Source organism: Ruegeria sp. CDSC021 (genome assembly GCF_059610845.1).
The window spans coordinates 187,338-212,820 of the sequence record NZ_JBXWOK010000002.1 but is presented as its reverse complement, the minus strand read 5'-3'; the positions used below and the strand labels follow the sequence as shown (position 1 = coordinate 212,820).

Annotated in this window: 23 protein-coding genes; 13 read left to right on the top strand and 10 right to left on the bottom strand. The window is 59.2% G+C overall.

Translation table 11 applies throughout. The features are described from left to right. The first annotated feature begins 154 nt into the window (after positions 1 to 154). The 6 genes from AC2FGB_RS05985 to AC2FGB_RS05960 are packed head-to-tail and all read left to right on the top strand — an operon-like array spanning position 155 to position 6,718. Positions 155 to 1,201 carry a rod shape-determining protein gene (locus AC2FGB_RS05985; RefSeq protein ID WP_142635599.1) on the top strand — a complete coding sequence of 349 codons (1,047 nt, stop codon included), beginning with the start codon at positions 155 to 157 and terminating at the stop codon, positions 1,199 to 1,201. 55 nt (positions 1,202 to 1,256) lie between these two features. Further along, on the top strand, positions 1,257 to 2,159 hold the full coding sequence (mreC, locus tag AC2FGB_RS05980; protein WP_496688931.1) for a rod shape-determining protein MreC: 903 nt from the start codon (positions 1,257 to 1,259) through the stop codon (positions 2,157 to 2,159). Then, positions 2,152 to 2,685, top strand: coding sequence for a rod shape-determining protein MreD (locus AC2FGB_RS05975; RefSeq protein ID WP_496693602.1), 534 nt, complete (start codon positions 2,152 to 2,154; stop codon positions 2,683 to 2,685). Before mreC ends, AC2FGB_RS05975 begins: the two co-directional genes overlap by 8 nt. Beyond that, positions 2,685 to 4,634 (top strand): penicillin-binding protein 2, encoded by a 1,950-nt coding sequence (gene mrdA / locus AC2FGB_RS05970; RefSeq protein ID WP_496693601.1) that lies wholly within the window; start codon positions 2,685 to 2,687, stop codon positions 4,632 to 4,634. Before AC2FGB_RS05975 ends, mrdA begins: the two co-directional genes overlap by 1 nt. Then, positions 4,631 to 5,770 carry a rod shape-determining protein RodA gene (gene rodA / locus AC2FGB_RS05965; RefSeq protein WP_496693600.1) on the top strand — a complete coding sequence of 380 codons (1,140 nt, stop codon included), beginning with the start codon at positions 4,631 to 4,633 and terminating at the stop codon, positions 5,768 to 5,770. The genes mrdA and rodA overlap by 4 nt, the downstream gene beginning before the upstream one ends. 15 nt (positions 5,771 to 5,785) lie before the next feature. Further along, positions 5,786 to 6,718 carry a 2-hydroxyacid dehydrogenase gene (locus AC2FGB_RS05960; RefSeq protein ID WP_496693599.1) on the top strand — a complete coding sequence of 311 codons (933 nt, stop codon included), beginning with the start codon at positions 5,786 to 5,788 and terminating at the stop codon, positions 6,716 to 6,718. Here the strand turns inward: AC2FGB_RS05960 and AC2FGB_RS05955 are convergent. The 6 genes from AC2FGB_RS05955 to AC2FGB_RS05930 all read right to left on the bottom strand — a co-directional run bounded on the left by AC2FGB_RS05955 (position 6,715) and on the right by AC2FGB_RS05930 (position 13,254). After that, positions 6,715 to 8,730, bottom strand: coding sequence for a M3 family metallopeptidase (locus AC2FGB_RS05955; protein WP_496693598.1), 2,016 nt, complete (start codon positions 8,728 to 8,730; stop codon positions 6,715 to 6,717). The two genes, AC2FGB_RS05960 and AC2FGB_RS05955, sit on opposite strands and share 4 nt — an antisense overlap. 59 nt (positions 8,731 to 8,789) lie before the next feature. Further along, positions 8,790 to 9,833 carry a HesA/MoeB/ThiF family protein gene (locus AC2FGB_RS05950; RefSeq protein WP_496693597.1) on the bottom strand — a complete coding sequence of 348 codons (1,044 nt, stop codon included), beginning with the start codon at positions 9,831 to 9,833 and terminating at the stop codon, positions 8,790 to 8,792. Next, positions 9,833 to 10,288, bottom strand: coding sequence for a dUTP diphosphatase (dut, locus tag AC2FGB_RS05945; protein ID WP_496688939.1), 456 nt, complete (start codon positions 10,286 to 10,288; stop codon positions 9,833 to 9,835). The genes AC2FGB_RS05950 and dut overlap by 1 nt, the downstream gene beginning before the upstream one ends. Before the next feature lie 15 nt (positions 10,289 to 10,303). Next, a complete protein-coding gene (gene coaBC, locus AC2FGB_RS05940; protein ID WP_496693596.1) occupies positions 10,304 to 11,500 on the bottom strand; it encodes a bifunctional phosphopantothenoylcysteine decarboxylase/phosphopantothenate--cysteine ligase CoaBC in 1,197 nt (398 codons plus the stop codon). A gap of 63 nt (positions 11,501 to 11,563) precedes the next feature. Further along, positions 11,564 to 12,379, bottom strand: a complete 816-nt coding sequence (locus AC2FGB_RS05935; protein WP_496693595.1) for a ChaN family lipoprotein — start codon at positions 12,377 to 12,379, stop codon at positions 11,564 to 11,566. Further along, positions 12,376 to 13,254: an RNA polymerase factor sigma-32 gene (locus tag AC2FGB_RS05930; RefSeq protein WP_142635576.1), complete on the bottom strand. Its 879-nt coding sequence runs from the start codon at positions 13,252 to 13,254 to the stop codon at positions 12,376 to 12,378. The genes AC2FGB_RS05935 and AC2FGB_RS05930 overlap by 4 nt, the downstream gene beginning before the upstream one ends. 100 nt (positions 13,255 to 13,354) lie before the next feature. On the opposite strand from AC2FGB_RS05930, the gene cobU reads away from it, so the two are divergent. From cobU to AC2FGB_RS05910, 4 genes are read left to right on the top strand one after another with little or no spacing between them, the layout of a single operon-like run. Next, positions 13,355 to 13,876: a bifunctional adenosylcobinamide kinase/adenosylcobinamide-phosphate guanylyltransferase gene (gene cobU, locus AC2FGB_RS05925; protein ID WP_496693594.1), complete on the top strand. Its 522-nt coding sequence runs from the start codon at positions 13,355 to 13,357 to the stop codon at positions 13,874 to 13,876. After that, positions 13,873 to 14,451: a histidine phosphatase family protein gene (locus AC2FGB_RS05920; protein WP_496691771.1), complete on the top strand. Its 579-nt coding sequence runs from the start codon at positions 13,873 to 13,875 to the stop codon at positions 14,449 to 14,451. Before cobU ends, AC2FGB_RS05920 begins: the two co-directional genes overlap by 4 nt. 58 nt (positions 14,452 to 14,509) lie before the next feature. After that, positions 14,510 to 15,394, top strand: a complete 885-nt coding sequence (locus AC2FGB_RS05915; protein ID WP_496693593.1) for a glutathione S-transferase N-terminal domain-containing protein — start codon at positions 14,510 to 14,512, stop codon at positions 15,392 to 15,394. A gap of 45 nt (positions 15,395 to 15,439) precedes the next feature. After that, positions 15,440 to 16,951 carry a YifB family Mg chelatase-like AAA ATPase gene (locus tag AC2FGB_RS05910; RefSeq protein ID WP_282021625.1) on the top strand — a complete coding sequence of 504 codons (1,512 nt, stop codon included), beginning with the start codon at positions 15,440 to 15,442 and terminating at the stop codon, positions 16,949 to 16,951. Here AC2FGB_RS05910 and gshB read toward each other — a convergent pair. The 3 genes from gshB to rsmI are packed head-to-tail and all read right to left on the bottom strand — an operon-like array spanning position 16,948 to position 19,174. Beyond that, the gene (gene gshB / locus AC2FGB_RS05905) at positions 16,948 to 17,880 is read right to left on the bottom strand and encodes a glutathione synthase (RefSeq protein ID WP_281995201.1); all 933 of its coding nucleotides are present in this window, start codon (positions 17,878 to 17,880) and stop codon (positions 16,948 to 16,950) included. The two genes, AC2FGB_RS05910 and gshB, sit on opposite strands and share 4 nt — an antisense overlap. A gap of 60 nt (positions 17,881 to 17,940) precedes the next feature. Beyond that, complete coding sequence (locus tag AC2FGB_RS05900; protein WP_142635564.1) at positions 17,941 to 18,315, bottom strand: YraN family protein; 375 nt, start codon at positions 18,313 to 18,315, stop codon at positions 17,941 to 17,943. A 1-nt stretch (position 18,316) separates the two neighbouring features. Beyond that, positions 18,317 to 19,174 carry a 16S rRNA (cytidine(1402)-2'-O)-methyltransferase gene (gene rsmI, locus AC2FGB_RS05895; protein ID WP_496693592.1) on the bottom strand — a complete coding sequence of 286 codons (858 nt, stop codon included), beginning with the start codon at positions 19,172 to 19,174 and terminating at the stop codon, positions 18,317 to 18,319. Positions 19,175 to 19,261: 87 nt separating this feature from the next. On the opposite strand from rsmI, the gene AC2FGB_RS05890 reads away from it, so the two are divergent. From AC2FGB_RS05890 to murJ, 3 genes are read left to right on the top strand one after another with little or no spacing between them, the layout of a single operon-like run. Continuing rightward, a complete protein-coding gene (locus AC2FGB_RS05890; protein ID WP_142635560.1) occupies positions 19,262 to 20,434 on the top strand; it encodes a penicillin-binding protein activator in 1,173 nt (390 codons plus the stop codon). Continuing rightward, the gene (locus AC2FGB_RS05885; RefSeq protein ID WP_496693591.1) at positions 20,394 to 23,213 is read left to right on the top strand and encodes a [protein-PII] uridylyltransferase; all 2,820 of its coding nucleotides are present in this window, start codon (positions 20,394 to 20,396) and stop codon (positions 23,211 to 23,213) included. The genes AC2FGB_RS05890 and AC2FGB_RS05885 overlap by 41 nt, the downstream gene beginning before the upstream one ends. Then, complete coding sequence (gene murJ / locus AC2FGB_RS05880; protein ID WP_496693590.1) at positions 23,210 to 24,751, top strand: murein biosynthesis integral membrane protein MurJ; 1,542 nt, start codon at positions 23,210 to 23,212, stop codon at positions 24,749 to 24,751. Before AC2FGB_RS05885 ends, murJ begins: the two co-directional genes overlap by 4 nt. Here murJ and AC2FGB_RS05875 read toward each other — a convergent pair whose 3' ends face one another. Further along, complete coding sequence (locus AC2FGB_RS05875; protein ID WP_142635554.1) at positions 24,752 to 25,438, bottom strand: rhomboid family intramembrane serine protease; 687 nt, start codon at positions 25,436 to 25,438, stop codon at positions 24,752 to 24,754. It abuts the gene before it with no gap. Between the last annotated feature and the right edge of the window lie 45 nt (positions 25,439 to 25,483).

Sequence of the window (25,483 nt, the reverse complement as noted above, 5' to 3'; positions counted from 1 at the left end):
GTTGCCTTCTAAAGTCCCTCTCAATAAGGCGGAAAGGTGCTGAGTTACGCGGAATCAGCCCTTTTACCGGGCGAGATGGCACCCTATAAGACATCCGTCCCGGAACCGTCGAGTCGCGGGCAGTAGAAATTCTGACGAACGGGATCAGTACAACATGGGCATCTTTGGCAATCTGGGCGGCTTGTTCTCAGCGGACATGGCGATCGACCTTGGAACAGCAAATACGCTTGTTTATGTCAAAGGGCGCGGTGTGATCCTGTCGGAACCTTCAGTTGTGGCTTACCACGTCAAGGATGGGGTTAAGAAAGTCCTCGCCGTCGGTGAGGATGCCAAGCTGATGCTGGGCCGAACCCCTGGTTCGATCGAAGCGATCCGCCCCATGCGCGAAGGCGTGATTGCGGATTTCGACACCGCTGAAGAAATGATCAAGCACTTTATTCGTAAGGTGCATAAACGCTCCACATTCTCAAAGCCCAAAATCATTGTCTGCGTCCCCCATGGTGCTACGCCTGTTGAAAAACGGGCCATTCGCCAATCGGTTATGTCCGCAGGCGCTCGCCGGGCGGGCCTGATCGCCGAACCCATCGCTGCGGCTATTGGTGCAGGAATGCCCATCACCGACCCGACCGGCAACATGGTTGTGGACATCGGCGGCGGTACCACCGAGGTTGCCGTTCTGTCGCTGGGCGACATTGTCTATGCCCGTTCGGTCCGCGTCGGCGGAGACCGGATGGATGAGGCGATTATCTCATACTTGCGCCGCCAGCAGAACCTGTTGGTGGGTGAATCCACCGCCGAGCGGATCAAGACCACCATCGGAACCGCCCGTATGCCTGATGACGGGCGCGGCCAGTCGATGCATATCCGTGGCCGCGATCTGTTGAATGGCGTGCCCAAAGAAATCGAAATCAGCCAGGCGCAGGTCGCCGAGGCCCTGTCGGAACCGGTTCAGGCAATCTGCGAAGCCGTTATGACCGCACTTGAAACCACGCCACCTGATCTGGCCGCAGATATCGTGGACCGCGGCGTCATGCTGACCGGTGGCGGTGCTTTGTTGGGCGATTTGGATTTGGCACTGCGGGAACAGACAGGTCTGGCCGTGTCAATTGCTGATGAAAGCCTGAACTGTGTGGCTTTGGGCACCGGCAAGGCACTGGAATACGAAAAACAGCTGCGCCACGCGATTGACTACGAAAGCTAAGGCGCGCACCCTCTAAAGGGTACATTCGGGCGCGAGCAGCACGGGAAGGAGTCCTGTGGCAAAGGACCGATCACAGCGCGATGAATACACCACCCCGCTCCGCCGTCTGCTGCTGGGGATCGTGGTTCTGTGCCTTCTGGGCATCTTTCTGGTCTGGCGCATTGACAGCCCTCGCGTCGAACGGTTTCGGGCGCAGGTTGTCGACAACGTGGTGCCCTCGATGGATTGGGCGATGGTTCCGGTTACCGCTGCGGTCAATCTGGCACGGGATTTTCAGAGCTATCAACGCCTGAGCGAGCAGAACCAGGAATTGCGCAGCGAGTTGCGTCTGATGCGCGCCTGGAAAGAGGCCGCACTGCAACTTGAGCAGGAAAATGCCCGGCTTCTGGATCTAAACAATGTGCGTCTCGATCCGCGCCTGACCTATATTACCGGGGTCGTCATGGCCGATAGCGGTTCTCCGTTCCGGCAGTCGGTTCTGTTGAACGTGGGCGAGCGTGACGGAATCATGGATGGATGGGCCACCATGGACGGGATTGGCGTTGTCGGCCGTATCTCGGGAGTTGGTCCAGATACCGCACGGGTGATCCTGATGACCGACGCAACCAGCGCGATACCTGCCACGATTCAACCGTCGGGGCAGACCGCTCTGATTGCCGGGGACAACACCGCCGCGCCTGTGGTTGAGTTTCTGGAGAATCGCGAACTGGTCCGCCCGGGCGACAGGGTTGTGACCTCGGGGGATGGCGGCGTTTTCCCTGGCGGCCTGCTGATCGGTCAGATTACCGCTGATCCGGGTGGCCGCCTGCGGGTGCGGCTGTCTGCAGATTTTGAACGGCTCAAATTTCTAAGAGTGCTGCGCTATCAGTCTGCGCCACTTATTCAGAACCCCGGAGGAATTGTCGGCCCACGCCAACCCGAGGCGGCACTGACACCGACGGAGACCGGCGATGGATAGTGCCGCGTCCGATCTGTGGCTCAAACGTGGCCTGTATCTGCTGTTGGCGCTGCTGGTCTTGTTCCTGCACCTGCTGCCACTGGACACGCAGCCGGATCGCTGGCCGTTTCCGGATTTCCTGATTGCGTTGACCTTTGCCTGGGTTCTGCGGCGCCCCGAATATGTGCCAACCCTGCTGGTCGCCCTGATCATGCTGGCAGCCGACCTTCTGTTTCAACGTCCCCCCGGCTTGCTGGCCGCGCTTGTTGTGTTGGGTACTGCCTATCTTCGGTCCGCAACTCCCGGGTTGCGCGAAGCGGGATTTTTGGGCGAATGGACCACCGTTGCCGTCGTGATCACAGCTGTTTTTTTCCTGAATCGCGTCATTCTTGCTATTCTGTCCGTGCAACAAGCGGCATTGGGGATGGTCGTGGTGCAAGTGGTTCTGACAATCGGGATCTACCCATTGATCGTTCTGCTCAGTCAGAACGGTTTTGGTGTGCGTCGTGTAGCACCTTCTGACCCTGGCCTGTCGGGAGGGCGGTAATGAAACAGCGCAAACCCAAGTCACAGGGCCTCGCCTATAAACGATTGCCACGCCGTGCGCTGATCCTTGGAGGCCTGCAAGCCGCTTTTATCGGAGGTCTGGCCGCCCGGATGCGGTTTATGCAGGTAGATCAGGCTGACGAATACCGCCTGTTGGCCGAGGAAAACCGGATTAACATCCGCCTGATCCCGCCCACACGTGGTCGAATATACGATCGCAACGGGCAGATCATCGGGCAAAACTCTCCGTCCTACCGTATCGTCATGGTGCGCGAAGATGCGGGCGATGTTGAAGCAGTCATCTCCAAGCTTTCTGAACTGATCCCACTGACCGAGGATGAGGTCGAACGCGCCATGACCGAAATGCGCAGATCGGCCCCGTTCCTGCCGGTCACTCTGGCCGATCAAGTCACCTGGGAAGATATCTCGAAAGTTGCCGTCAACGCCCCCGCCCTGCCCGGTGTCACACCCGAGGTCGGGATGACCCGGCAATATCCCAGATATGAGGATTTCGCGCATATCGTCGGCTATGTCGGACCGGTCAGCGATTACGACCTCAGTCAGATAGAAGATCCGGAACCCGTTCTGCGCATTCCCCGTTTTCAGATCGGTAAGGTCGGGCTTGAGGCCAAACAGGAAATCAGTCTGCGTGGCAAAGCAGGCGCCAAACGCGTCGAAGTGAACGCCACCGGCCGCGTGATGCGTGAACTTGACCGTCAAGAAGGTTTGGCCGGGGCCGATTTGCAACTGTCGGTCGATGCCGATCTTCAACAATACGCTCAGGCCCGTTTGGCTGGTGAAAGCGCCGCAGCAGTGGTGATCGATTGTGAGACCGGTGATATCCGCGCCATCAGTTCCGCACCCAGCTTTGATCCCAACCTTTTTGTGCGCGGAATCTCGGTTGCCGATTACCGGGCTCTGACACAAGACAACTATCGCCCGTTGGCCAACAAGACAGTACAGGGCACCTATCCACCCGGCTCGACCTTTAAGATGATCACTGCCATGGCCGCGCTTGAGGCTGGGGTCATCGGTCCTGGAAACACTGTTTACTGCCCCGGCCACTTGAAAGTCGGCAGTCGCCGGTTCCATTGTTGGAAACGCGGCGGGCATGGTACAGTTGATCTTGGTCTGTCTCTGAAACGCAGCTGCGATGTGTATTATTACGACGTTGCCCTGCGCACAGGCATCGACAATATCTCCGACATGGCTCGTATCTTTGGGCTGGGCGTGAAACACGATATCCCGATGTCCGCAGTGGCTGCAGGGCTTGCCCCCAATCAGGCTTGGAAAGAGCGTGTCCACGGCGAAGAATGGCTGGTAGGTGACACTGCCAATGCCTCAATCGGTCAGGGCTTTATGCTGGCCTCACCGCTGCAACTAGCCGTCATGACAGCCCGGATTGCAACTGGGCGTGCGGTCTCGCCACGCCTTGTGCGTTCGGTCAATGGGGTTGAACAACCCTTGGGCGCGGGGGAACCGCTCGCGGTCAATCGGACTAATCTGGAATATGTCCGCAAGGCGATGTTCTCGGTCTCGAACGACCGGCGCGGCACGGCTTATCGCAGCCGTATCATCTCGGATGAGTTCCGTATGGCGGGCAAGACCGGCACCAGCCAAGTCCGCAATATCACCAAGGCAGAACGTGCGGCTGGCGTTATCCGCAACGAAGACCTGCCGTGGGAACGCCGTGACCACGCGCTGTTCGTCAGCTTTGCCCCCTATGACAACCCGAAATACGCCGTAGCCGTCGTGGTGGAACATGGCGGCGGGGGGTCGAAGGCCGCGGCACCGGTTGCACGGGATATCATGCTGCAGGCGCTGTACAACGGTACGCCACCACTCGAAGCCTATCCGGCCGCCGATCGTGAGCGTATCAAGGAACAGCAAAAACGGCTGGAGGGCGACCGCCGCCCCAAAGCGCGTCCGCCCCAGAAGGACCGCGCATGAGCTATCTTGAATATGCCGTCAAATCCACGCCATCGGGGTTCCGCAAGTTCCTGTATTTGAACTGGCCCCTGACCCTGCTGCTGATCAGCGTGGCCAGCGCAGGGTTCCTGATGCTGTACTCGGTGGCGGGTGGATCATGGACCCCTTGGGCCGAACCTCAGATGGAACGCTTTGGGTTGGGCTTGATCGCGATGTTCACTGTGGCACTGGTCCCGATCTGGTTCTGGCGAAATATGTCGGTTCTGGCTTATCTGGCCTCGATCGCTCTACTTGTGGTGGTCGAGTTGTTCGGAACGGTTGGCATGGGCGCGCAACGCTGGATCGACCTGGGGTTCATGCGCCTGCAGCCATCAGAGGTGATGAAAGTAGCACTGGTGATGGTGCTTGCGGCCTATTACGACTGGCTCCCATCGCATAAAACGTCACGCCCCCTTTGGGTTCTGATCCCTGTCATCCTGATCCTGATCCCCACCTTCATGGTGTTGCGCCAGCCGGATCTCGGCACCTCGATCCTGCTGCTGGCGGCGGGGGGAGGCCTGATGTTTCTGGCCGGCGTTCACTGGGCCTATTTCGCTGCGGTTATTGCCGCAGGTGTCGGTCTGATCGCTACGGTCTTCAACAGCCGCGGAACCGAGTGGCAGTTGCTCAAGGATTACCAGTTCCGCCGGATCGACACCTTCCTTGATCCCTCCACCGATCCGCTGGGCGCGGGGTATCACATCACCCAGTCCAAGATCGCGCTGGGGTCCGGAGGCTGGAACGGGCGCGGGTTCATGCAGGGCACACAATCGCGCCTGAACTTCCTGCCCGAGAAACACACAGATTTCATCTTTACGACACTGGCCGAAGAATTCGGATTTGTCGGCGGCATCACCCTGCTGGTTCTCTATGGGCTGATCCTGATCTTTTGCCTGGTTACGGCCCTGACAACCAAAGACAGGTTTTCCTCTTTGGTCACGCTGGGTATCGCACTGAACTTCTTCCTATTCTTTGCCGTGAACATGTCGATGGTCATGGGCTTGGCCCCAGTCGTAGGAGTTCCCCTGCCGATGGTCAGCTATGGCGGTTCGGCCATGCTGGTTTTGATGGCAGCTTTCGGCATCGTCCAAAGTGCCCATATTCACCGCCCCCGCTGATCCGAAAGGCCCGTTATGACTGCAAACATCCTGTTCTCGGCACGCCCCGAACTATGGCCCGTGTATCAACCCTTGATGACACAGTACCTGACTAATGCCGGGGTCGCGTTTCAGCTAGGCACCACGTTTGAACCAGATCAGGTGGATTACGTCGTCTATGCGCCCAATAGCGGCTTACGGGATTTTGCACCTTACACCCGCCTCAAGGCCGTGCTCAGCCTATGGGCTGGGATCGAAAGCATCGTCGAGAATGACACTCTGACTGTGCCGCTGGCGCGAATGGTGGACCACGGGTTGACGCAGGGAATGACCGAATGGGTCGTCGGTCACGTGCTGCGCTATCATCTGGGTATGGACCGGCACATCACGGTTCAGGATGGGGTTTGGGCCCCAGATCCACCACCGCTGGCCTCGGACAGAACCGTCTGCATCCTGGGCCTTGGCGCATTGGGAGAGGCCGCAGCCCGCGCGCTGTCGACACTGAATTTCAACGTTACCGGCTGGAGCCGCTCGGCCAAGGCCATCCCCGGGGTCACCTGCTTTCACGGTGAGGATGGGTTGCGTGCGGCACTGACACAGGCCGAGATCGCGGTTTTATTGCTGCCCGATACGCCTGCCACGGAAAACACACTGAACGCCGAAACCCTGTCGCTGATGCCTAAGGGTGCGCATATCATCAACCCGGGCCGAGGACCGCTGATCGACGATCACGCCTTGCTGGCAGCTCTGGATACGGGCCAGATCGGTCACGCAACGCTGGATGTTTTCCGGGTCGAGCCGCTGCCTGCGAGCCACCCGTATTGGACGCATCCAAACGTCACGGTGACGCCTCACATTGCCTCTGAAACCCGCCCCGTTACATCGGCGCAGGTGATCTGTGAAAATATTCGCAGAGGTGAGGCGGGCGAGCCTTTCCTGCACCTCGTTGACCGCGAATTGGGATATTAGGCTGCGATAAGGCCGCGCCCCTTCAGCAGGGCCTCAACCCCCGGCAAACGACCGCGGAAGGCCAGATATAGTTCTTCGGCTTCGCGGGAACCGCCGGTGGACAGGATATTTTCCTCAAGCGCTTTTGCGCGTTCGGAATCAAAGGCGCCCCCCGCCTCTTCGAACGCGGCGAAGGCGTCAGCATCCATGACCTCGGACCACATATAGCTGTAATAGCCAGCGCTATAGCCGTCACCAGCAAACACATGCGCAAAATGCGGCGTGGCATGGCGCATCCCGATTGCCGCGGGCATTCCCAGATCCGCCAGAACTTCTGCCTGTCTCGCCATCGGCTCGTCGGGCGCTGCGCCCTCATGAAAGGCCAGATCAACCAGCGCCGAGGCCACATATTCTACAGTCTGGAACCCCTGATCGAAATTGGCGGCCTTGAGCACTTTCTTTAGCATCTCCTGCGGCATCGGCGCGCCGGTTTCGGCATGAGTGGCGAATTCGGCCAGAACCTCTGGGACTTCAAGCCAGTGTTCGTATAGCTGGCTGGGCAGCTCGACAAAGTCGCGCGCAACGGAGGTGCCCGAGATGCTTTCATAGGTCACGTTCGACAGCATCTGGTGCAACGCATGGCCGAATTCATGGAACAAAGTCCGAGCGTCGTCATAAGACAGCAGCGCCGGATCACCCTTGGCGAAATTACAGACGTTGATCACGACCGGAGCCTGCACCTTGGGAAACTTTGCCTGCCCGCGCATCGCGCTGCACCAAGCGCCTGACCGTTTGGAGCCGCGTGCAAAGTAATCCCCAATGAACACCGCGATATGTTGCCCGTTCCGTGTCACCTCCCAGGCCCGGCAGTCCGGATGGTACAGCGGTATGTCCAACTGCTTGAATTCCAGCCCGAACAAACGGTTCGCGCAGGCAAAAGAGGCCTCGATCATGCGATCCAACTGCAGGTACGGTTTCAGCGCCGCCTCATCGAGATCGTGTTCAGCCTTGCGGCGTTTCTCGGCGTAGTAACGCCAGTCCCACGCTTCCAAGGGCCCATTGACCCCATCATTCTGCATCATCTGCGTCAGGATTTCGGCATCAGCATTGGCGCGCGTTTTGGCAGGCTCCCAAACCTGCATCAGCAGATCACGGACGCGGTCGGGCGTGCGGGCCATTTCGGTTTCCAGTTTGAAATCGGCAAAGCTTTCATAGCCCAGCAGCTTTGCACGTTCCTGACGCAACTGCAGGATTTCGGCGGCAATTTCCCGGTTGTCAGTCTCGCCGCCATTTGCCCCCCGGGCAGTCCATGCGCGATAGGCTTTCTGGCGCAAATCCCGGCGCGGTGAAAACTGCAGAAACGGTACGATCAGTGACCGGGACAGGGTGACAACCGGTCCTTTTGCACCCTTTTCCTCACCCGCTGCCCGGGCAGAATTGACCACAAAATCAGGAAGCCCCTGTAGGTCATCTTCGGACAATTCCATGAACCAATCGCGCTCATCGGCAAGAAGGTTCTGGGTGAAGGACGTCCCCAGCGAGGCAAGCCGCGCTTTGATCTCTTGCATCCGCGTGTCTTCGTTTCCCTCAAGCGCCGCACCAGCGCGCACAAACCCGCGATGCGACAGCATCAGAACGCGTGCCTGCTCATCCGTCAGGCCCAGTTCATCCTTGCGCGCCCACAGGTCGGCGACCCGCTGAAACAACGCCTTGTTGGACGAAATCCCCGAGAAATGCGCGGCCAGCTTGGGTGAAAATTCGCGCTGCAACTCCTCACGCAAGGGATTGCTGTCTGCGCCCGCGACCGTGAAGAATACAGACAGAACCTTGTCCATCATCTCTCCTGCAGCTTCCAGCGCTTCGACCGTGTTGGCAAAAGTCGGGGCCTCCGGGTTAGAGGCAATCGCGCCAATCTCAGCGTTATGGGCCTGCATGGCCGCGTCCAGGGCCGGGGCGAAATCCGTGTCGGATATCGTGTCGAACGGTGCAATTTCGAACGCGCTGGTCCAGGCGGACAGAATCGGGTTGGTCATTGAAGTCTCCTTTGTCCCCTACCTAAGAACGACGGCGCGTTCGATCCAGAGCAGGGGGGTTATCCTTTGCCACAAACGGGGCAATCTGCACGGCGAGGCAGTGTAATCTTGCGGCTTTCGCCATAGAGAGCGTCGTAAATCAGCATCTCACCCCTCAGTGCCAGACCCGCCCCGGTGATCACCTTGATCGCCTCAACAGCCATCATCGAACCGACGACGCCAGGCAAGGGGCCGATCACCCCAGCCTCGGCGCAGGACGGGGCCAGACCTGGAGCCGGAGCCTCGGGGAAAATGCACTGATAACAAGGCGCATCGTTGGCCGGGTCGAAAACGCTGAGCTGGCCTTCCCATTGCGACAGAGCCCCCGAAATCAGCGGCTTGCCCAACGCGACCGCCGTGCGATTGGCCAAATAGCGCGTGTCGAAATTATCAGTTCCGTCCAGGATGACGTCAAAATCGGAAAATAGCTCGGTGGCGACCTCTTCGGTCAGTCGGCGGTGATAGGGCAGAACAACCACATTCGGGTTTTGCGCCAGCATGGCCTGCTGGGCCGAAAAAACCTTGGGCATGCCGATATCCGCATCCTGGTGGATCACCTGACGCTGAAGATTGGCGTTCTCAACCTCATCATCATCAATCACCCCGATCGTGCCGACCCCGGCCGCAGCCAGATACTGCAAAGCGGGCGCCCCAAGCCCCCCGGCGCCGATCACAAGCACGCGGGCCTGCTTCATCTTTTTCTGCCCTGGCCCACCAATTTCGCGCAACACGATATGGCGGGCATAGCGGTCAAGCTCGGTCTCGGAGAATTTGTCTGAGGGCATGGCTGGCTCCTTGTTCGAGGCCGGCGCCGCGCGTTTTCGCAGCGCTTTCAGTCCCTTTCCATAGATCAGAACCAGAACCGCCGTACCAACCAAAATCAACCAGGTCGCAGCAGAACCACCCGTGGCCTGACGCAGGGGGTTACCAAGGGGCAAAACCAGCTGTGCCGAGATTACCCCCAGCAACAACACCCCAACCGAAATCATCAGTGCATTGCGTGACACGCCGGCCAGATAGCCGAGCCCCCAAAGCGCTGCGGCGATGATCAGGACAAGTAACATCAGCCGCGCCCGGTCGAACCGAACCCGCCTGCACCGCGGTCAGTATCGCTGAGCGTATCCGTGGCCTCAAATGACGCCTGCACCACCGGGGCGACGACCAGTTGGGCGATACGTTCCCCATGTGTGATTTCAAAGCTCTCCTGCCCAGCGTTCAACAGGATCACCCCCAGAGGGCCGCGATAGTCGCTGTCGATCGTACCCGGCGTATTGGGCAGCGTGATCCCGTATTTCAACGCAAGGCCCGAGCGGGGCCGGACCTGCACCTCATACCCATTTGGGATTTCAATCCGCAGTCCGGTGGGAACCAGAGCCCGTTGACCGGGCAGCAGCGTGACCGGCGTCTTGTCCGGCAAGTTTGCACGCACATCCGCACCTGCCGCTCCGGTGGTTTCATAAGATGGCAAGGGCACCGAAGGGTCGGCCCCGTCCTCACGGATCACACGAATTGCTACCATCGGATATCCTCTTGTCTAACCGGCCAACGCGTCGGAAATCTTGCGTGCCAGTTTTTCGGCCACTGCGTCTTTGCCCATGCGTGGCCATTCCTCGGCCCCATCGTCGGAAATCAGGATCACCGCGTTTTCGGCCCCTCCCATGATCCCGGTCGCAGGGCTGACATCATTGGCAACGATCCAGTCGCACTCTTTGCGATCGCGTTTGGCGGTCGCATGTTCGATCACGTTGTCGGTTTCCGCAGCAAAGCCAACAACTAGCGCGGGGCGTCCATCGTCCAGCTTGGCGACCCGCTTCAGAATGTCCGGGTTTTCAGCAAAATCCAGCGCCGGAAGACCGTCGCGCGTCTTTTTCAGCTTGCGGTCCAACGCGCTGGCCACCCGCCAATCCGCCACGGCGGCGGCAAATACCCCGGCATCGACAGGCAATGCTGCATCCACCGCGTCTGACATCTGCTGGGCTGTTTCAACCCGCACAACCTCGACCCCATCGGGTGCAGGAACCTCGGCAGGTCCGGTTACAAACACAACCTCTGCACCCAACGCAGACAGAGCACGTGCAATCGCTGTGCCCTGCGCCCCGGATGAGCGGTTCGCGATATAGCGCACCGGGTCAATCGGCTCGTGCGTGGGACCCGAGGTCACAAGAATGCGTTTACCGCTGAGCGGTCCGCTGCCCAGCGATGCCTCAATCGCGGCGACGATCTCAAGCGGTTCCGACATGCGGCCCGGACCATATTCGCCACAGGCCATGTCGCCTTCGTTCGGCCCGACAAAACGAATGCCGTCCGCCTGCAACTGTTCAAAATTACGACGCATCGCCGGGTGATCCCACATACGGACATTCATCGCAGGCGCACACAGAACCGGTGTGTCAGTCGCCATCAATAGGGTCGAGGCCAGATCATTCGCCAACCCACCTGCCATTTTGCCCATTAAATCCGCAGTCGCCGGAGCAACCACGACAAGATCCGCAGAGCGGGACAACTGGATATGCCCCATCTCGGCCTCATCGGTCAGATCGAACAGATCGCGATAGGCCTTCTCGCCGGCCAGCGCGGCAACAGACAGAGGTGTCACGAATTCTTCTGCTGCGCGGGTCAGGACCGGCGTAACGGCGGCGCCGCGTTCCTTCAGTCGCCGGATCAGATCAAGTGACTTATAGGCAGCAATACCGCCACCAATGATCAGCAGAATCCGTTTCGATGCCAGCATGTTGTGCCCTTCCCGTCTCGGTCGGCCCCGACATTAGGCAAGCGCGCCCGACAGTTCCAGCGGTTAATTCTGCGGTTGAAAGGCCAGGCAGGGGTCTTCTCGGTCCGCGGTCGGGCTGTCGATGACTGCATCATAGTCCCCTTGGATCGTACCGTCTTCAGACTGACCCAGGACATACACTTTAAGACCCGGACGCAGACGCGACAGGAATGTCGGAATACCGCGGTCCTTTCGCGCATGGCCATTTCCGGTGATAACTGCAACCGGGCCACCAGTTTCGTCAACGGCACGCAATATGGCCCGTGCCAGCACCGCATCGCGCAACCTTTGGATCGCAACCAGCTGCGGCAGAGCGCTTTCCGGCAGCGCATCGCAATGCGCCGCCATCTGGTCAGCCTCGCGCGCCGCCTGTTCCGCCTTTGACAGAGGAACGGTCAACCCAAACCGCGCTGCGTCAGCGCCCAGCGCAGTTGCAGCGCCACGTTCCATCGCTGTACGCGCTGCCTTACGCGGGACCATTGCGCCATAGACCGGCGCATCCGTGGCCTGAAAGATCGGGTAATACAGGCTGAGAGGGGGCCAGCCGGATTCCGCCCAACGCAGGATGCGTGACAGTTCTTCGGGATCGGACGCCGCTTTTTGCGCCAGGCGCTGCGCGCCTTCCTCGGTGACCATTTCCCAGACCACGGCGGAGGGGTCGATCAATGTAATCGCCCGTTCCTGAACCAGATGATGGCGGGGATTGTCATGGGTTTCGCCCAGCAAAACAACGTCTGCCATTCGCATCGCTGCCGCGACATCGTCAGGGATCAGGTCATCGGCATGACCGGACCCAGCCATAACCATCAGCGTACACATCAGAATCGCAATCTGTTTCATGCGATGAAGTGTTGCACCTCGCGCGATTGAGCTTCAAGGTTCTTACGCATTTTTACAAAAGCCGCGGCTTCAAGCTGACGCACCCTCTCTTTCGACAGGCCCAGTTCCTGACCCAGGCTTTCCAGTGTGCGCACCGGTTCACGCAGCTTGCGTTCGCGCACTATGAAGCGCTCTCGGTCGTTGAGGGCCTGCATCGCCATCACCAGCCATTCGCGCAACTGTTCGGTGTCGTGCTTGTTTTCAACGGTTTCAGCGGCCTGTTCCCGGTCATCCTCTAACGCGTCGATCCATTCGCGCCCGTCTTCATCCGTGGATTGCACAGCGTTCAACGAGAAATCCGACCCTGCCAGCCGGCCTTGCATCATCTCAACGTCGCGCAACGGAACACCGATCTCGGCTGCTATCATCTGGTGCAACTGGTGACGGTCCAGCGCCATCCCATCAGTGGCCGCTTCGCGTTCAAGCCGGGCCTGGACGCGACGCATGTTGAAAAACAGGGATTTCTGGGCAGAGGTGGACCCGGTCCGAACCATTGACCAGTTTCGCATTACATAGTCCTGGATACTCGCCTTGATCCACCAGACGGCGTAGGTCGAGAACCGAACCCCGCGATCCGGGTCAAATTTGTCAGCGGCCTTCATCAGACCCAATCCGGCCTCTTGGATCAGGTCGTTCATCGGCGCGCCATAACGTTTGAACTTGGCCGCCATCGAAATTGCCAGTCGCATATAGGCGGTGATTAACCGGTGCAGCGCCTTTTCATCGCGCTGGTCGCGCCAGGCATAGGCCAGCTTCAACTCGGTTTCTGCATCCAGTAACTCGGCCTTCATCGCCCTGCGCGACATCGAGAAATCGTTTGCGCTGTCCAGTGCCATGGAAATCTCCCTTTTTCGCTGGCGCGGCCCGGGCTTGCCTTGCCGACCCATGGTCGATACGCAGAACAACACCAGGTGGATCACTTAAAAGGTAATGATCGTGGGTTCGGATTTAACCTTTGTGCTGGGCGGAGCAGCCTCAGGCAAGTCGGCATTCGCCGAGCAACTTGTTGTTTTATCAGGGAAAAGCCGCGTTTATCTGGCCACATCACAAGTGTTTGATGATGAGATGCGCGATAAGGTTAAGCGCCATGTTTCACAGCGCGGCAGCGGTTGGTACACGATCGAGGCCCCCCTGGACCTTGGCGCAACGCTGGCCGAGCTGACCCCGGATCAGATCTGTCTGATAGATTGTGCTACCATGTGGCTAACCAATCACCTGCTGGCGGAACACGACCTGCAGCAGGCCCAGACAGCACTGCTTGATGCGTTACGAGACTGTCCTGCCCCGGTCGTCATCGTCTCGAACGAGGTTGGCCACGGGATCGTCCCGGGCAACGCCCTGTCTCGCCAATTCCGCGAGGCGCAAGGCCGCCTGAACATCGCGCTCGCCGCGCAGGCTGATCTGGTGGTTCAGGTCACCGCCGGGCTTCCTGTGGTGTTGAAAGGGCAACTGCCATGACGCGTCTGCATCTAGTCAGGCATGGTCCGACCCATGCCAAAACCATGGTCGGCTGGTCCGATCTGCCTGCTGACCTAAGCGACCACGCCGCCATTGGTCGGCTACAAAGCTACCTGCCGGCCAACGGGTTGTTGATCTCATCCGACCTGTGCCGTGCCGCTGACACGGCTTCGGCGGTACAGGGCACCCGGCACCGCCTGCCCCACCACCCCGACCTGCGTGAGATCAATTTTGGCAGTTGGGAATTGCGGGGCTTCGAGGAAATCGAGGCCGAAGACCCCGAACTAACCTTCGCCTACTGGGACAATCCCGGTGAAGTTCGCCCGCCAAACGGCGAAAGCTGGAATGAAGTCCGAGCCCGCGTCAACGCGGTTATTGACAGGTTGATTGGCGATCACACCGGCCAGGACCTGATCATTGTTGCCCATTTCGGCGTCATCCTGACACAGGTCCAGCGTGCCATGGATGTGGACGCGCAAGAGGCTTTCGGCCACCGGATCGACAATCTTTCCGTGACTGAGATTACTCATCACGGCGACCGTTGGTCGGTCGGTCGGATCAATCACTGCCCGTGATCAGGCCGCGCACAAATCTCTGTTTTACGGATTGAATAGCCTGAGTCATCCTAGACCCATGACCTATGATTTGTTTATCGGAGACCGCCTGTTTTCCAGTTGGTCCTTGCGTGGTTGGTTGATGCTGGAGAAGTTCGACCTGCCCTATCGAAACCACATGATCGGCCTTTATTCAGGCACTATGGCCGAGGATATGAAAACCCTGTTCCCGGCGCGTCTGGTGCCTGCTCTGCGCCTGCCAGACGGAACTGTGGTTGGTGAAAGCCTTGCCATGGCCGAGACCTTGGCTGAGCGCCACCCACAGGTCGGATTGTGGCCCTCTGACGCGGCTGCCCGCGCCACTGCACGGTGGCTTTGCACCGAGATGGTGGCCGGGTTTTCAGCCCTCCGCGGGGAATGCGCGATGCAGCTGCTTCATAGTTGGAAGGGGTTCGAACCGGCGGCCGAAACGCTTTCTGACCTGCGCCGGATCGAAACCCTTTGGGATCATGCGCGCCAAGTGTCTGGGGCGAACACCGGCCCTTTGTTCGGTACATATTCTTTGGTGGATGTGTTTTACACGCCCGTTGCCGCGCGGATCATCGGTTATGGGCTACCTGTTTCGGACGCCAACCGGGACTATTGCCTGACCCTCCTGTCGGATCCGGTTGTCAGGCAGTGGCGTGCGATGGGTCTGACAGTCCAGTACGACCCTTTCCCGTATTCGCTGGACCTTCAATCGGATCCCTGGCCAATCGGCGGGGCATCGTCTGCTGTGGCCGCCCAGAGCGGTCCCTCGGTCAACCAGACCTGCCCCTATTCCGGAGAGCCCGTCACAGATTTTCTGGACCTGGACGGTCAGCGCTGGGGATTCTGCAATCGGTTCTGCCGCGACAAAACCCTCGCCGATCCGGAGGCATGGCCGAAATTCACTCAGATGGTCAGCGCCGTTAACGATTCCTAAACCGGCGGCGTGCCAGTAACGACCTGTTAACCAAGCAGGTCGTTCATGGTCGCTCGTTCTCATACAGTCGCCTTTCAAGGTGTCGACGCCCGCCCGGTCGAGGTGCAATGCGCGGTTTCACCGGGGTTGCCTGCCTTTTCCATCGTCGGCCTGCCCGACAAAGCAGTTTCAGAGGCCCGCGATCGCGTCCGAAGCGCGCTAAGCTCGATGGCCATTGCCCTGCCGTCAAAGCGTATCACCATCAACCTATCCCCCGCTGACCTGCCCAAAGAAGGCAGCCATTTCGACCTGCCCATTGCGGTGGCTCTGCTGTCAGCCCTGGAAATCATTCCCAAGGACGCGGCTGAAGGGGCCGTTTCACTGGGGGAATTGTCACTGGACGGGTCTCTTGTGCCTGTTGTCGGGGCGCTTCCTGCCGCGATGACCGCCGCGGCCGAGGACCGAACCCTGCTGTGCCCTCGGGCCTCCAGCGCCGAGGCGGCTTGGGTTGACGCTACTCAGGTGATCGGCGCTGAATCTTTGGGCGATGTTGTCCGCCACTTCTCGGGCCAAGCCCCTTTGCCCGCTGCCCTGCCCGGCGAGGTCAACCTTTCCCCCAGCACCCGCGACCTGCGCGATGTCAAAGGGCAGGAGCGGGCGAAACGCGCGTTGGAGATTGCCGCCGCAGGGCGGCACCACCTGATGATGATCGGCACGCCGGGGTCCGGGAAATCCATGCTGGCCGCGCGCCTGCCGGGGATATTGCCGCCGCTGACACCGACCGAGGCGCTTGAAACCTCGATGATCCAATCCCTGTGCGGCCTGCTTGACGAAGGCGGCATCAGCCGCACCAGACCATTTCGCGAGCCGCATCATACGGCATCGATGGCGGCCATTGTTGGTGGAGGGAAAGGAGCCAAACCAGGAGAAATCTCATTGGCCCATAACGGGGTTTTGTTCATGGATGAATTTCCCGAATTCCCACGAACCGTTCTGGAAACCCTGCGCCAACCCATCGAAACCGGAGAAGTCATGATTGCACGTGCCAATGCGCATGTGAAATATCCCTGCCGCTTTATGCTGGTTGCCGCCGCCAACCCCTGCAAATGCGGCTACCTGACAGATCCGGCGCGGGCCTGCTCGCGTGCGCCGGTCTGCGGCGAGGATTATCTGGGGCGCATATCAGGCCCGCTGATAGATCGGTTCGACCTGAGGATCGAGGTGCCTCCGGTCGGGTTCACCGACCTTGACCTGCCTCCATCCGGGGACAGTTCGGCCACGGTTGCCGCGCGTGTCGAGCAGACGCGTGCGGTTCAAGCGCAAAGATACACTGGAACGTCCGCGCGCCAGAATGCGGATGTTGAGGGCAATGTGCTGGAAGAAATCGCCGCGCCGGATGCCGAAGGAAAAGAGCTGCTGTTGAAAGCGGCCGAGAAATTTGGTTTGTCAGCGCGCGCCTTTCACCGCATCTTGCGGGTCGCGCGCACCATCGCCGATCTGGACGGCGCATCAGATGTCCGAAGACCCCATGTGGCCGAGGCGCTGAGCTTTCGCATCAGCGCCAATATTGCATCTTAAAGCCTGGCTTCGATGGCCTGCCAAATCTTTTCTGCGATGTTCACGCCATCAAACCGTTCCAATTCCTGAATTCCGGTTGGCGAAGTCACGTTGATCTCGGTCAGGTAATCGCCGATTACATCGATACCAACAAAAACCTGCCCTTTTTCCTTCAACAAAGGTCCAATGGCTGCGCAAATCTCAAGATCGCGATCCGTCAGACCAACCTTTTCGGGCCGTCCCCCCACATGCATGTTGGATCGTGTTTCACCTTTGGCGGGAACACGGTTGATTGCACCCACAGCCTGACCGTCCACCAGAATGACCCGTTTGTCGCCATTGCTGACATCGGGCAGGAATTTCTGAACGATCAGAGGTTCGCGCGAAAACCCGGTGAACAATTCGTGCAAAGATGTCAGGTTCCGGTCGTTGCCATCCAACCGGAACACCCCCGCACCGCCATTTCCATAAAGCGGTTTCAGGATAATATCGCCGTGCTTTTCTTTGAACGCCTTAATCGTCTGCAGATCGCGGGCGATGGTTGTCGGTGGCGTCAGATCAGGGAAATCCAGCACCAGGAGTTTTTCGGGATAGTTCCGAACCCAGAATGGATCATTTACCACCAGCGCCTGTCCCTTAAGCCGGTCCAGCAGGTGGGTGGAAGTGATATAGTGCATGTCAAACGGGGGATCCTGACGCAGCCAGACCACGTCGAACTCGGCCAGATCAACCTCGCGCTCGGGCCCCAATTCTGCCGGGTTTCCAGCCACGCGCTGCACCGTCATATCGTGGCCGCGGGCCGTGATCCGGCCCTCCTGATAAGCCAGTTTGTCAGGGCTGTAGAAGAACAGCGTATGCCCGCGCGCCTGTGCCTCTTCGGCCAGACGGAATGAGCTGTCGGCATTGATATCCACGGCCCCGATCGGGTCCATCTGAAAGGCAATTTTCATGGCGTGTCCCTCAGTTTCACGCCAGATACATGGCCCAGCCAGGCCGGGGGTTCAATGGGGTCAGACCTGATCAAAGGCGTTTTCGATGATTTGCACCGCGCCGAACGCATCCACCAAAGCCGCATCAAACCGAACATTTGTCAGCTGGCCGTTGGGTTCCCCTTCCAGAAATTGGGCAGCCGAGGCACAGATACGGTCCATCTGGCGCCGTTTGATCCGGGCAGCAGCCATCTCAAAGCTTGTGCTTTTCTTGACCTCGACGAAAACCAATCCATCGCCGTTGCGGACGATCAGATCAATCTCGCCCCCTGCCCCGCGCCAACGGCGATGTGCTATGGAATATCCCCGCCGCTCGTAATCTGCCGCAACCTGCTGTTCCGCCGCCTGACCCGCATGATAAGAAACCGAACTTCGGACAGTGCTGCGTGAGGTCATCTTACCTTTTCCCGAGTTTCAGCGCCTTCTGATAGATCGGTCGACGCGGCAGTTTATACATCTGCGACACCAAATCCGCCGCATCGCGTACTGAATGAGTTTCCAGGGCGCGTATCAAAGCCTCTTCTATGTCTGAATCGTTAACAGTTTCCGAAGCGCCACGGTCTACCAGCAGAACAATTTCGCCTTTGACCGTCTGACTCGCCAATTCTTCTGCCAGCTCTGCCAGCGACCCGCGCCGAACTTCTTCGAATTTCTTGGTTAATTCGCGGCACATCGCGGCCTGCCTGTTTTCCCCTAGAACCTCGGCCAGATCCGACAGACAGGACGCCACACGTTTCGGAGATTCATAAAATACCAACGTCCCAGGCACATCTCGCAGCGTCTCGATCCGCGTCCGGCGCGCGCCTGAGGCATTGGGCAAAAACCCCGCAAAGAAAAAGGCATCCGTCGGTAAACCGGCCAGCGTCAGCGCCATCAGCGCGGCGGACGGCCCCGGCGCGCAGGTGACAGTATGCCCCGCCTCGGCCGCCTGTCGTCCCAGATCATATCCCGGGTCCGCGATCAGAGGCATTCCGGCCTCAGACGCATAGGCCACCGATTTCCCCTCAGCCAGCGCGTCCAGGATTTTGCCGCGGGCGCCTGCACCGCTGTGATCGTGATAGGCAAGAATGCGGCGCCCCTCGAGAGGAACGCCGTGAATCTCCATCAACCGGCGCAGGCTGCGCGTGTCTTCGGCGGCGATCATATCCGCCGACGCCAACACGTCTAGCGCCCTGAGTGTAATGTCGCGCGCCGCCCCGATCGGAGTGGCAACAAAATACAGGCCCGTGCCCAATTTGACTTTTTGAAAATTCAAAGCTGGACCCTCACAGCGTGACGTCTATTATCGCGGCGCAAATAATGGCAGCATCCCAAGCCGCCGGATCAGGGAGTTTTCGTTTAGATGTTTACCGTTTGCAAGCCCGTTCGCAAGTTGGCGCGTGCAGCCGCCGTCTTGGCCACCGCGACCATTCTGACGGCGTGTGACGTCAGCAGTATCGGCGGAGGCCCGTCGATCAACACTTCAAAACCTGTACCGGTTGCTTTGCTGGTTCCGGCTGGATCTGGAAATTCCGGGGACGCTGAACTGGCGCGCAGCCTTGAAAACGCAGCCCGCCTGGCGATGTCCGATCTGCAGAATGTACAGATTGATTTGCGGGTCTACGACACCCGGGGCAATTCGGGTACCGCCGCAACAGTCGCGCAGCAAGCCGTGGCAGACGGTGCAAAGATAATCATCGGTCCGGTCTACGCCCAGGCGGCAAACTCAGCTGGTCTTGCGGTACTGAACAACAAGGTCAACCTGCTGTCGTTTTCGAACAATACCAGCATCGCAGGCGGCAATGTCTTCGTGCTCGGCCCCACTTTTGAAAACACCGCCAACCGGTTGGTCAACTATGCCGGTTCGCGCGGCAAGACCGGAACGGTCATCGTGCATAGCAACGATGCCGCAGGGCGGCTTGGACAATCGGCTATCGCAACCGCGCTGAGCAACAGCCGAGTGGGTAATGCAGGCACGGTCGGCTATGACCGCTCTCAGCAGGGGGTCATCAACTCGGTGCCGACAATCAAGGCTACTGTAGCGTCCTCGGGGGCGGATTCGATCTTTCTGACTTCGACCACAGCAGGGGCGTTGCCGCTGTATTCCCAGCTTCTACCAGAAGCAGGCGTTTCCCCGGCAACCACGCAATATATGGGCCTGACCCGCTGGGACATCCCGGCCCAGACACTGGAACTGCCAGGCGTTCAGGGTGGCTGGTTCGCATTGCCGGACCCATCCAAGGCACAGGCTTATCGTCAGCGGTACAACAACACCTATGGCGAGGCACCACATCCGATCAGTGGCCTAGCCTATGATGGCATAGCCGCGATTGCTGCCTTGGTCAGCCAGGGCAAATCCGACGCTCTGACCGCATCTGCCCTAACTCAGAACGCCGGTTTTCAGGGCGTTGGCGGTATCTTCCGTCTGCGACCCAACGGTACGAATGAACGTGGTCTGGCCATTGCCACGATCCAGAACAAACAGGTGGTTGTGATTGACCCTGCCCCCCAAAGCTTCTCTGGCGCCGGATTCTGATCGGCTGGCTCTGACACTCATCCCAAGGGGTGACCTGATTTGCCAGCCCGAAGAAATCTTTGACAGCGCAGCCGTTATGGCACAGCTGTCAGAGGCCTTCGACAAGACATCTGATAACGCCGAAAGGCGCGGCGAAACCGTGCGGATTTTGCGCAACGTCCAGAAATCCGGTCGTCAGGCAATCGCCGATGCCTTTGTCCGCGATCCATTTGACGCGCGGCGGCTGACCCATTCCTATACCTACCTGACCGACGGGCTGGTCTGCACCGCGATGCAAGTGGCCAGTCGAGAGCTTCACCCGCTGGCCACGCCGACACAGGGAGAAAAAATGGCCGTGCTGGCAGTGGGCGGCTATGGGCGCGGGGAAATGGCCCCGTCCTCGGATGTCGATCTGCTGTTTCTGACCCCCTACAAAATCACTGCCTGGGCAGAGAGTGTGATCGAATCCATGTTGTATATCCTGTGGGATCTGCGGCTGAAGGTCGGGCATTCTTCGCGCACCATCAAGGATTGCCTGCGCCTGGGATCCGAGGATTTCACCATTCGCACCGCGATGTTGGAACAGCGCTATTTGGCTGGCGACGCCGATCTGGCAAATGAGTTGGAAACGCGCCTGAAAGACGATCTGTTCAAAGGCACTGAGCGCCAGTTCATCGAGGCCAAGCTGCAGGAACGCGACGCGCGCCATCTGAAACAGGGCGAGCGGTATATGGTCGAGCCCAACGTAAAAGAGGGCAAAGGCGGATTGCGCGACCTGCAATCGCTCTACTGGATTGCCAAATATATTTACGGCGTTCAGGACGTGGCCGAGTTGGTACCGCTGGGTCTGTTCACCCCCGAGGAATTCAGCACTTTTGTGGAAGCCGAGGATTTCCTGTGGGCCGTTCGCTCGCATTTGCATCTGGTGACCGGGCGCGCAACCGAACAACTGACCTTTGACATGCAGGTCGAGGTTGCTTCCAGAATGGGATACGAAGACCGGGCCGGTCGTCGGGCGGTCGAAGTGTTTATGCAGCGCTATTTCCGCGAGGCCACGAAGGTTGGCGAGCTGACGCGCATCTTCCTGACCAAACTCGAGGCGACGCATATGAAAGGCGCGCCTCTGCTAGAGCGTATTTTCCGCCGCCGCCCCAGGATCAAAGCCGGATATAAAGTCGTCCATGGACGTCTGGATGTAGCCGACCCGAACAAGTTTCTGGCGGACAAGCTGAACCTTCTGCGCCTGTTCGAGGAAGGTCTGCGCACCGGCATGCTGATCCACCCGGACGCGATGCGGCTGGTCAGCGCCAACCTGAACCTGATTGATGACGACATGCGCGAAGACAAAGAGGCGCGGCGCATCTTTCTCGACCTGATGCTGAAACACGGCAACCCGGAACGCGCCCTGCGCCGCATGAACGAACTGGGGGTGCTGTCGGCCTTTCTGCCCGAGTTCGAACACATCGTGGCGATGATGCAGTTCAACATGTACCACAGCTATACGGTGGATGAGCACACCATTCAGTGCATCGTCAATCTGGCCCAGATTGAACGCGGAGAGTTGGGGGAATCCCTGCCGCTGGCGTCTTCAATCCTGGAGGGCGGGGTCAATCGCAAGGTTCTGTATGTTGCCCTGCTGATCCATGACATTGCTAAGGGGCGACCCGAGGATCATTCGATTTTGGGCGCACAGATGGCCCGCAAGATTGCACCTCGGCTGGGTCTGAACAAATCGGATTCAGAAACCGTGGAATGGCTGGTGCGTTATCACTTGTTGATGTCGGACATGGCGCAGAAACGCGATATTTCCGACCCGCGCACGGTGCGCGACTTTGCCAAGGCCGTGAAAACGGTCAAAAGGCTGGACCTACTGACCGTGTTGACCGTCTGCGACATTCGCGGCGTTGGACCCAACACCTGGAACAACTGGAAAGCCACCCTGCTACGCGCGCTGCATGCAGAAACCAAGCGCGCGCTTGAGACCGGGATGGAAGACCTCAACCGTGCCAATCGCGGTGCCGGTGCCAAAAAGGCGTTGCGGGCCGAGCTGGCGGGATGGACAAAAGCCGCCCTCAAAACCGAGACGGGTCGGCACTATGACCCCTATTGGCAGGGCCTGAACCTTTCGACCCATGTAGAATTTGCCGAGATGCTGAAAGAGCTGGACCGCAGCGGTGATGCTGGCGCGATGGAAATCCGTCTGCACCCGGATGAAGACCGCGATGCGACGCGGGCCTGCTTTGCCATGGGTGATCACCCCGGCATTTTTGCCCGTATCGCAGGCGCTTTGGCGCTGGTCGGGGCTAATGTGGTTGATGCGCGCAGTTACACCACCAAAGACGGCTATGTCACCGATGCGTTCTGGATTCAGGACGCCGATGGACACCCGTTCGAGGCCAGCCGCTTGCCGCGCCTGACACAGATGATCCACAAGACCCTGAAAGGCGAGGTCGTGGCGCGGGATGCCCTTAAATCACGCGACAAGATCAAGAAACGCGAACGGGCCTTTAACGTGCCGACCCATATCATCTTCGACAATGACGGGTCCGAGATCTACACGATCATCGAGGTCGATACCCGGGACAGGCCCGGCCTGCTCTATGATCTGACACGAACGCTTGCTGCCGCCAATGTCTATATCGCCAATGCGGTGATCGCTACCTATGGCGAACAGGTGGTGGACACCTTTTACGTCAAGGATATGTTTGGGTTGAAATATCACTCGGAAAGCAAGCAGCGCGGGCTTGAGACCAAGCTGCGCAAGGCCATCTCCGAAGGCGCCGAGCGCGCGGTCTCATGAAGCAGATCCGGCTGTTTTCAGGCCTGTTCACTGTCGGGTTCTGGACCCTGGCCAGCCGTATTCTGGGCTTTCTGCGGGAAATCCTGCTGACCGCCTACATCGGGCCCGGGCCAGTAATGGATGCATTCGTCGCCGCCTTTCGCCTGCCCAACATGTTCCGCCGCTTCTTTGCCGAAGGTGCGTTTAACGCAGCCTTTGTGCCGATGTTTTCCAAACGGCTGGAAGGCGGGGAAAACGCGCAAGGCTTTGCACAGGACGCGTTCAACCTGCTGGCCGTGGCGGTGCTGGCGCTGGTCGGGCTGGCGATGGTTTTCATGCCTGGTCTGGTCTGGCTGACGGCTGAGGGCTTTTACGGTGACGACCGCTTCGACCTTGCCGTTGATTATGGATATGTGGTCTTTCCCTACATCTTTTTCATGTCGCTTGCGGCGCTGTTCTCGGGCGTGCTGAACGCAACCGGCCGTTTCGCGGCTGCCGCCGCCGCGCCGATTTTACTGAACATCTTTGCCTGCATAGCACTGATCGCCGGCGCTATATCAGGCGGAGAGGTCATCCGTTGGCTGATCGCCGTCATCCCCATCGCTGGTGTTGCGCAGCTAGCGCTGGTCTGGGTTGCAACCGAACGTGCGGGCATCCGTATCCGCCCGGGCCTGCCGAAACTCAGCCCTGAAATGCGCAACATGGTCCGCATTGCGGTTCCGGCCGCCATGGCCATGGGGGTTACACAGGTCAATCTGGTGGTGGGCCAGCTGGTTGCTTCGAAAACCGAAAAGGCCGTCAGCTGGTTGTTTGCAGCGGATCGCTTGTACCAGTTGCCATTGGGCGTCGTGGGCATCGCCGTCGGCATCGTCCTGTTACCCGATCTATCTCGCCGCCTGCGCGCTGGGGACAAATCGGGCGCCCGCGATGCGTTTTCTCGCGCAGGTGAGTTTACGTTGCTGTTGACCATCCCGTCGACCGTTGCCTTTGTGCTCATCCCCACCCAGCTGGTCTCGGTTCTGTTCGAGCGCGGACAGTTCACCCCCGAAGACACCGCCGCCACCGCACTTGCCGTGGCGATCTATGGCATCGGCCTGCCCGCGTTCATGCTGCAGAAATTGTTGCAGCCTTTGTATTTCGCGCGTGAAGATACACGCTCGCCCTTTCACTATGCAGTGTTTGCGATGGTCGTGAACGCTGCACTGGCTTTCGGGCTGTATCCGTTGGTGGGATGGTTCGCACCTGCGATTGCCGCCTCGGTGGCCGGATGGGCCATGGTTGGACTGCTGGCCTTGGGCGCGCGAAAAATGGGGGAAGAAGCGCAGTTTGACGACCGGTTCAAGAACAGGGCATGGCGGATCATTGCGGCGTCCCTGGGGATGGGATCTGTCCTGTATGCCGCTATTGAGCTGTTTGGCTGGGCCTTTGCCCTGGAAGGCTGGCGTTACCTGGCACTGCTCGGTTTGATCATCGTTGCTGCAGTCACGTATTTCCTGCTCGGCCACCTGATTGGTGCATTCAAACTTTCCGAGTTCAGAAAGGCTCTGCGTCGATCCTGATCAGTCGCGTCGGATGCGCCCGACAATCCGCGCCCACCCCCCCGGAGCAACCAGGAACGACAGGGCAAAACCAGTGGCAAAACCGCCCAGATCAGCCACCCAGTCCAGCGTTCCGCCAAACAGCAGGCCGAACAACAACTGAATGCCCATCAAAACGGCGATCAGGCTGAAGGCGCGGGATTGGTTTGCGCCCACCAGCGACAGCTTGCGCCATAATATCCACGTAAACGCTCCGATCAGCCCATAGACCGGAGGGAACCCACCCACCAGCGGAAAGCGCGGATCCAGCAACAGTGCATAAGCCAGCGCACCACCCACGCCCGACAGCACAAAGATCACCAGCATCTGAACGCTGCCAAAAACCTCGGCCACCATTTTACCCATGGCCAGCACAAAGACGCAGACAAAGATGGCCTGTGTGAACGTACCGGATACAAACGGATAGGTGACAAAGCGGATCAGATGCTCGAACGGCCAGCGCCCGTTTTCCACCATCCAGTCGAAGATATCCGGCGAAAACGAATAGTGCTGCAAAGCGTCCAGGCGCCAGCCTACAGCAGTTGGCCCCCCAATGATCCCGCGCGTACCTAGAGTAAATGCCAGTTCAACCCCCATGATGAACACACACAAAGCCACCACCACGGGCGGCAGAGGGTTCACGGCGGGTGTATAATGCTCACTGCTCATTGGGCGGGCCTTTCGCGGCTGTTGACGTCCCTTTGCCTCATGGGT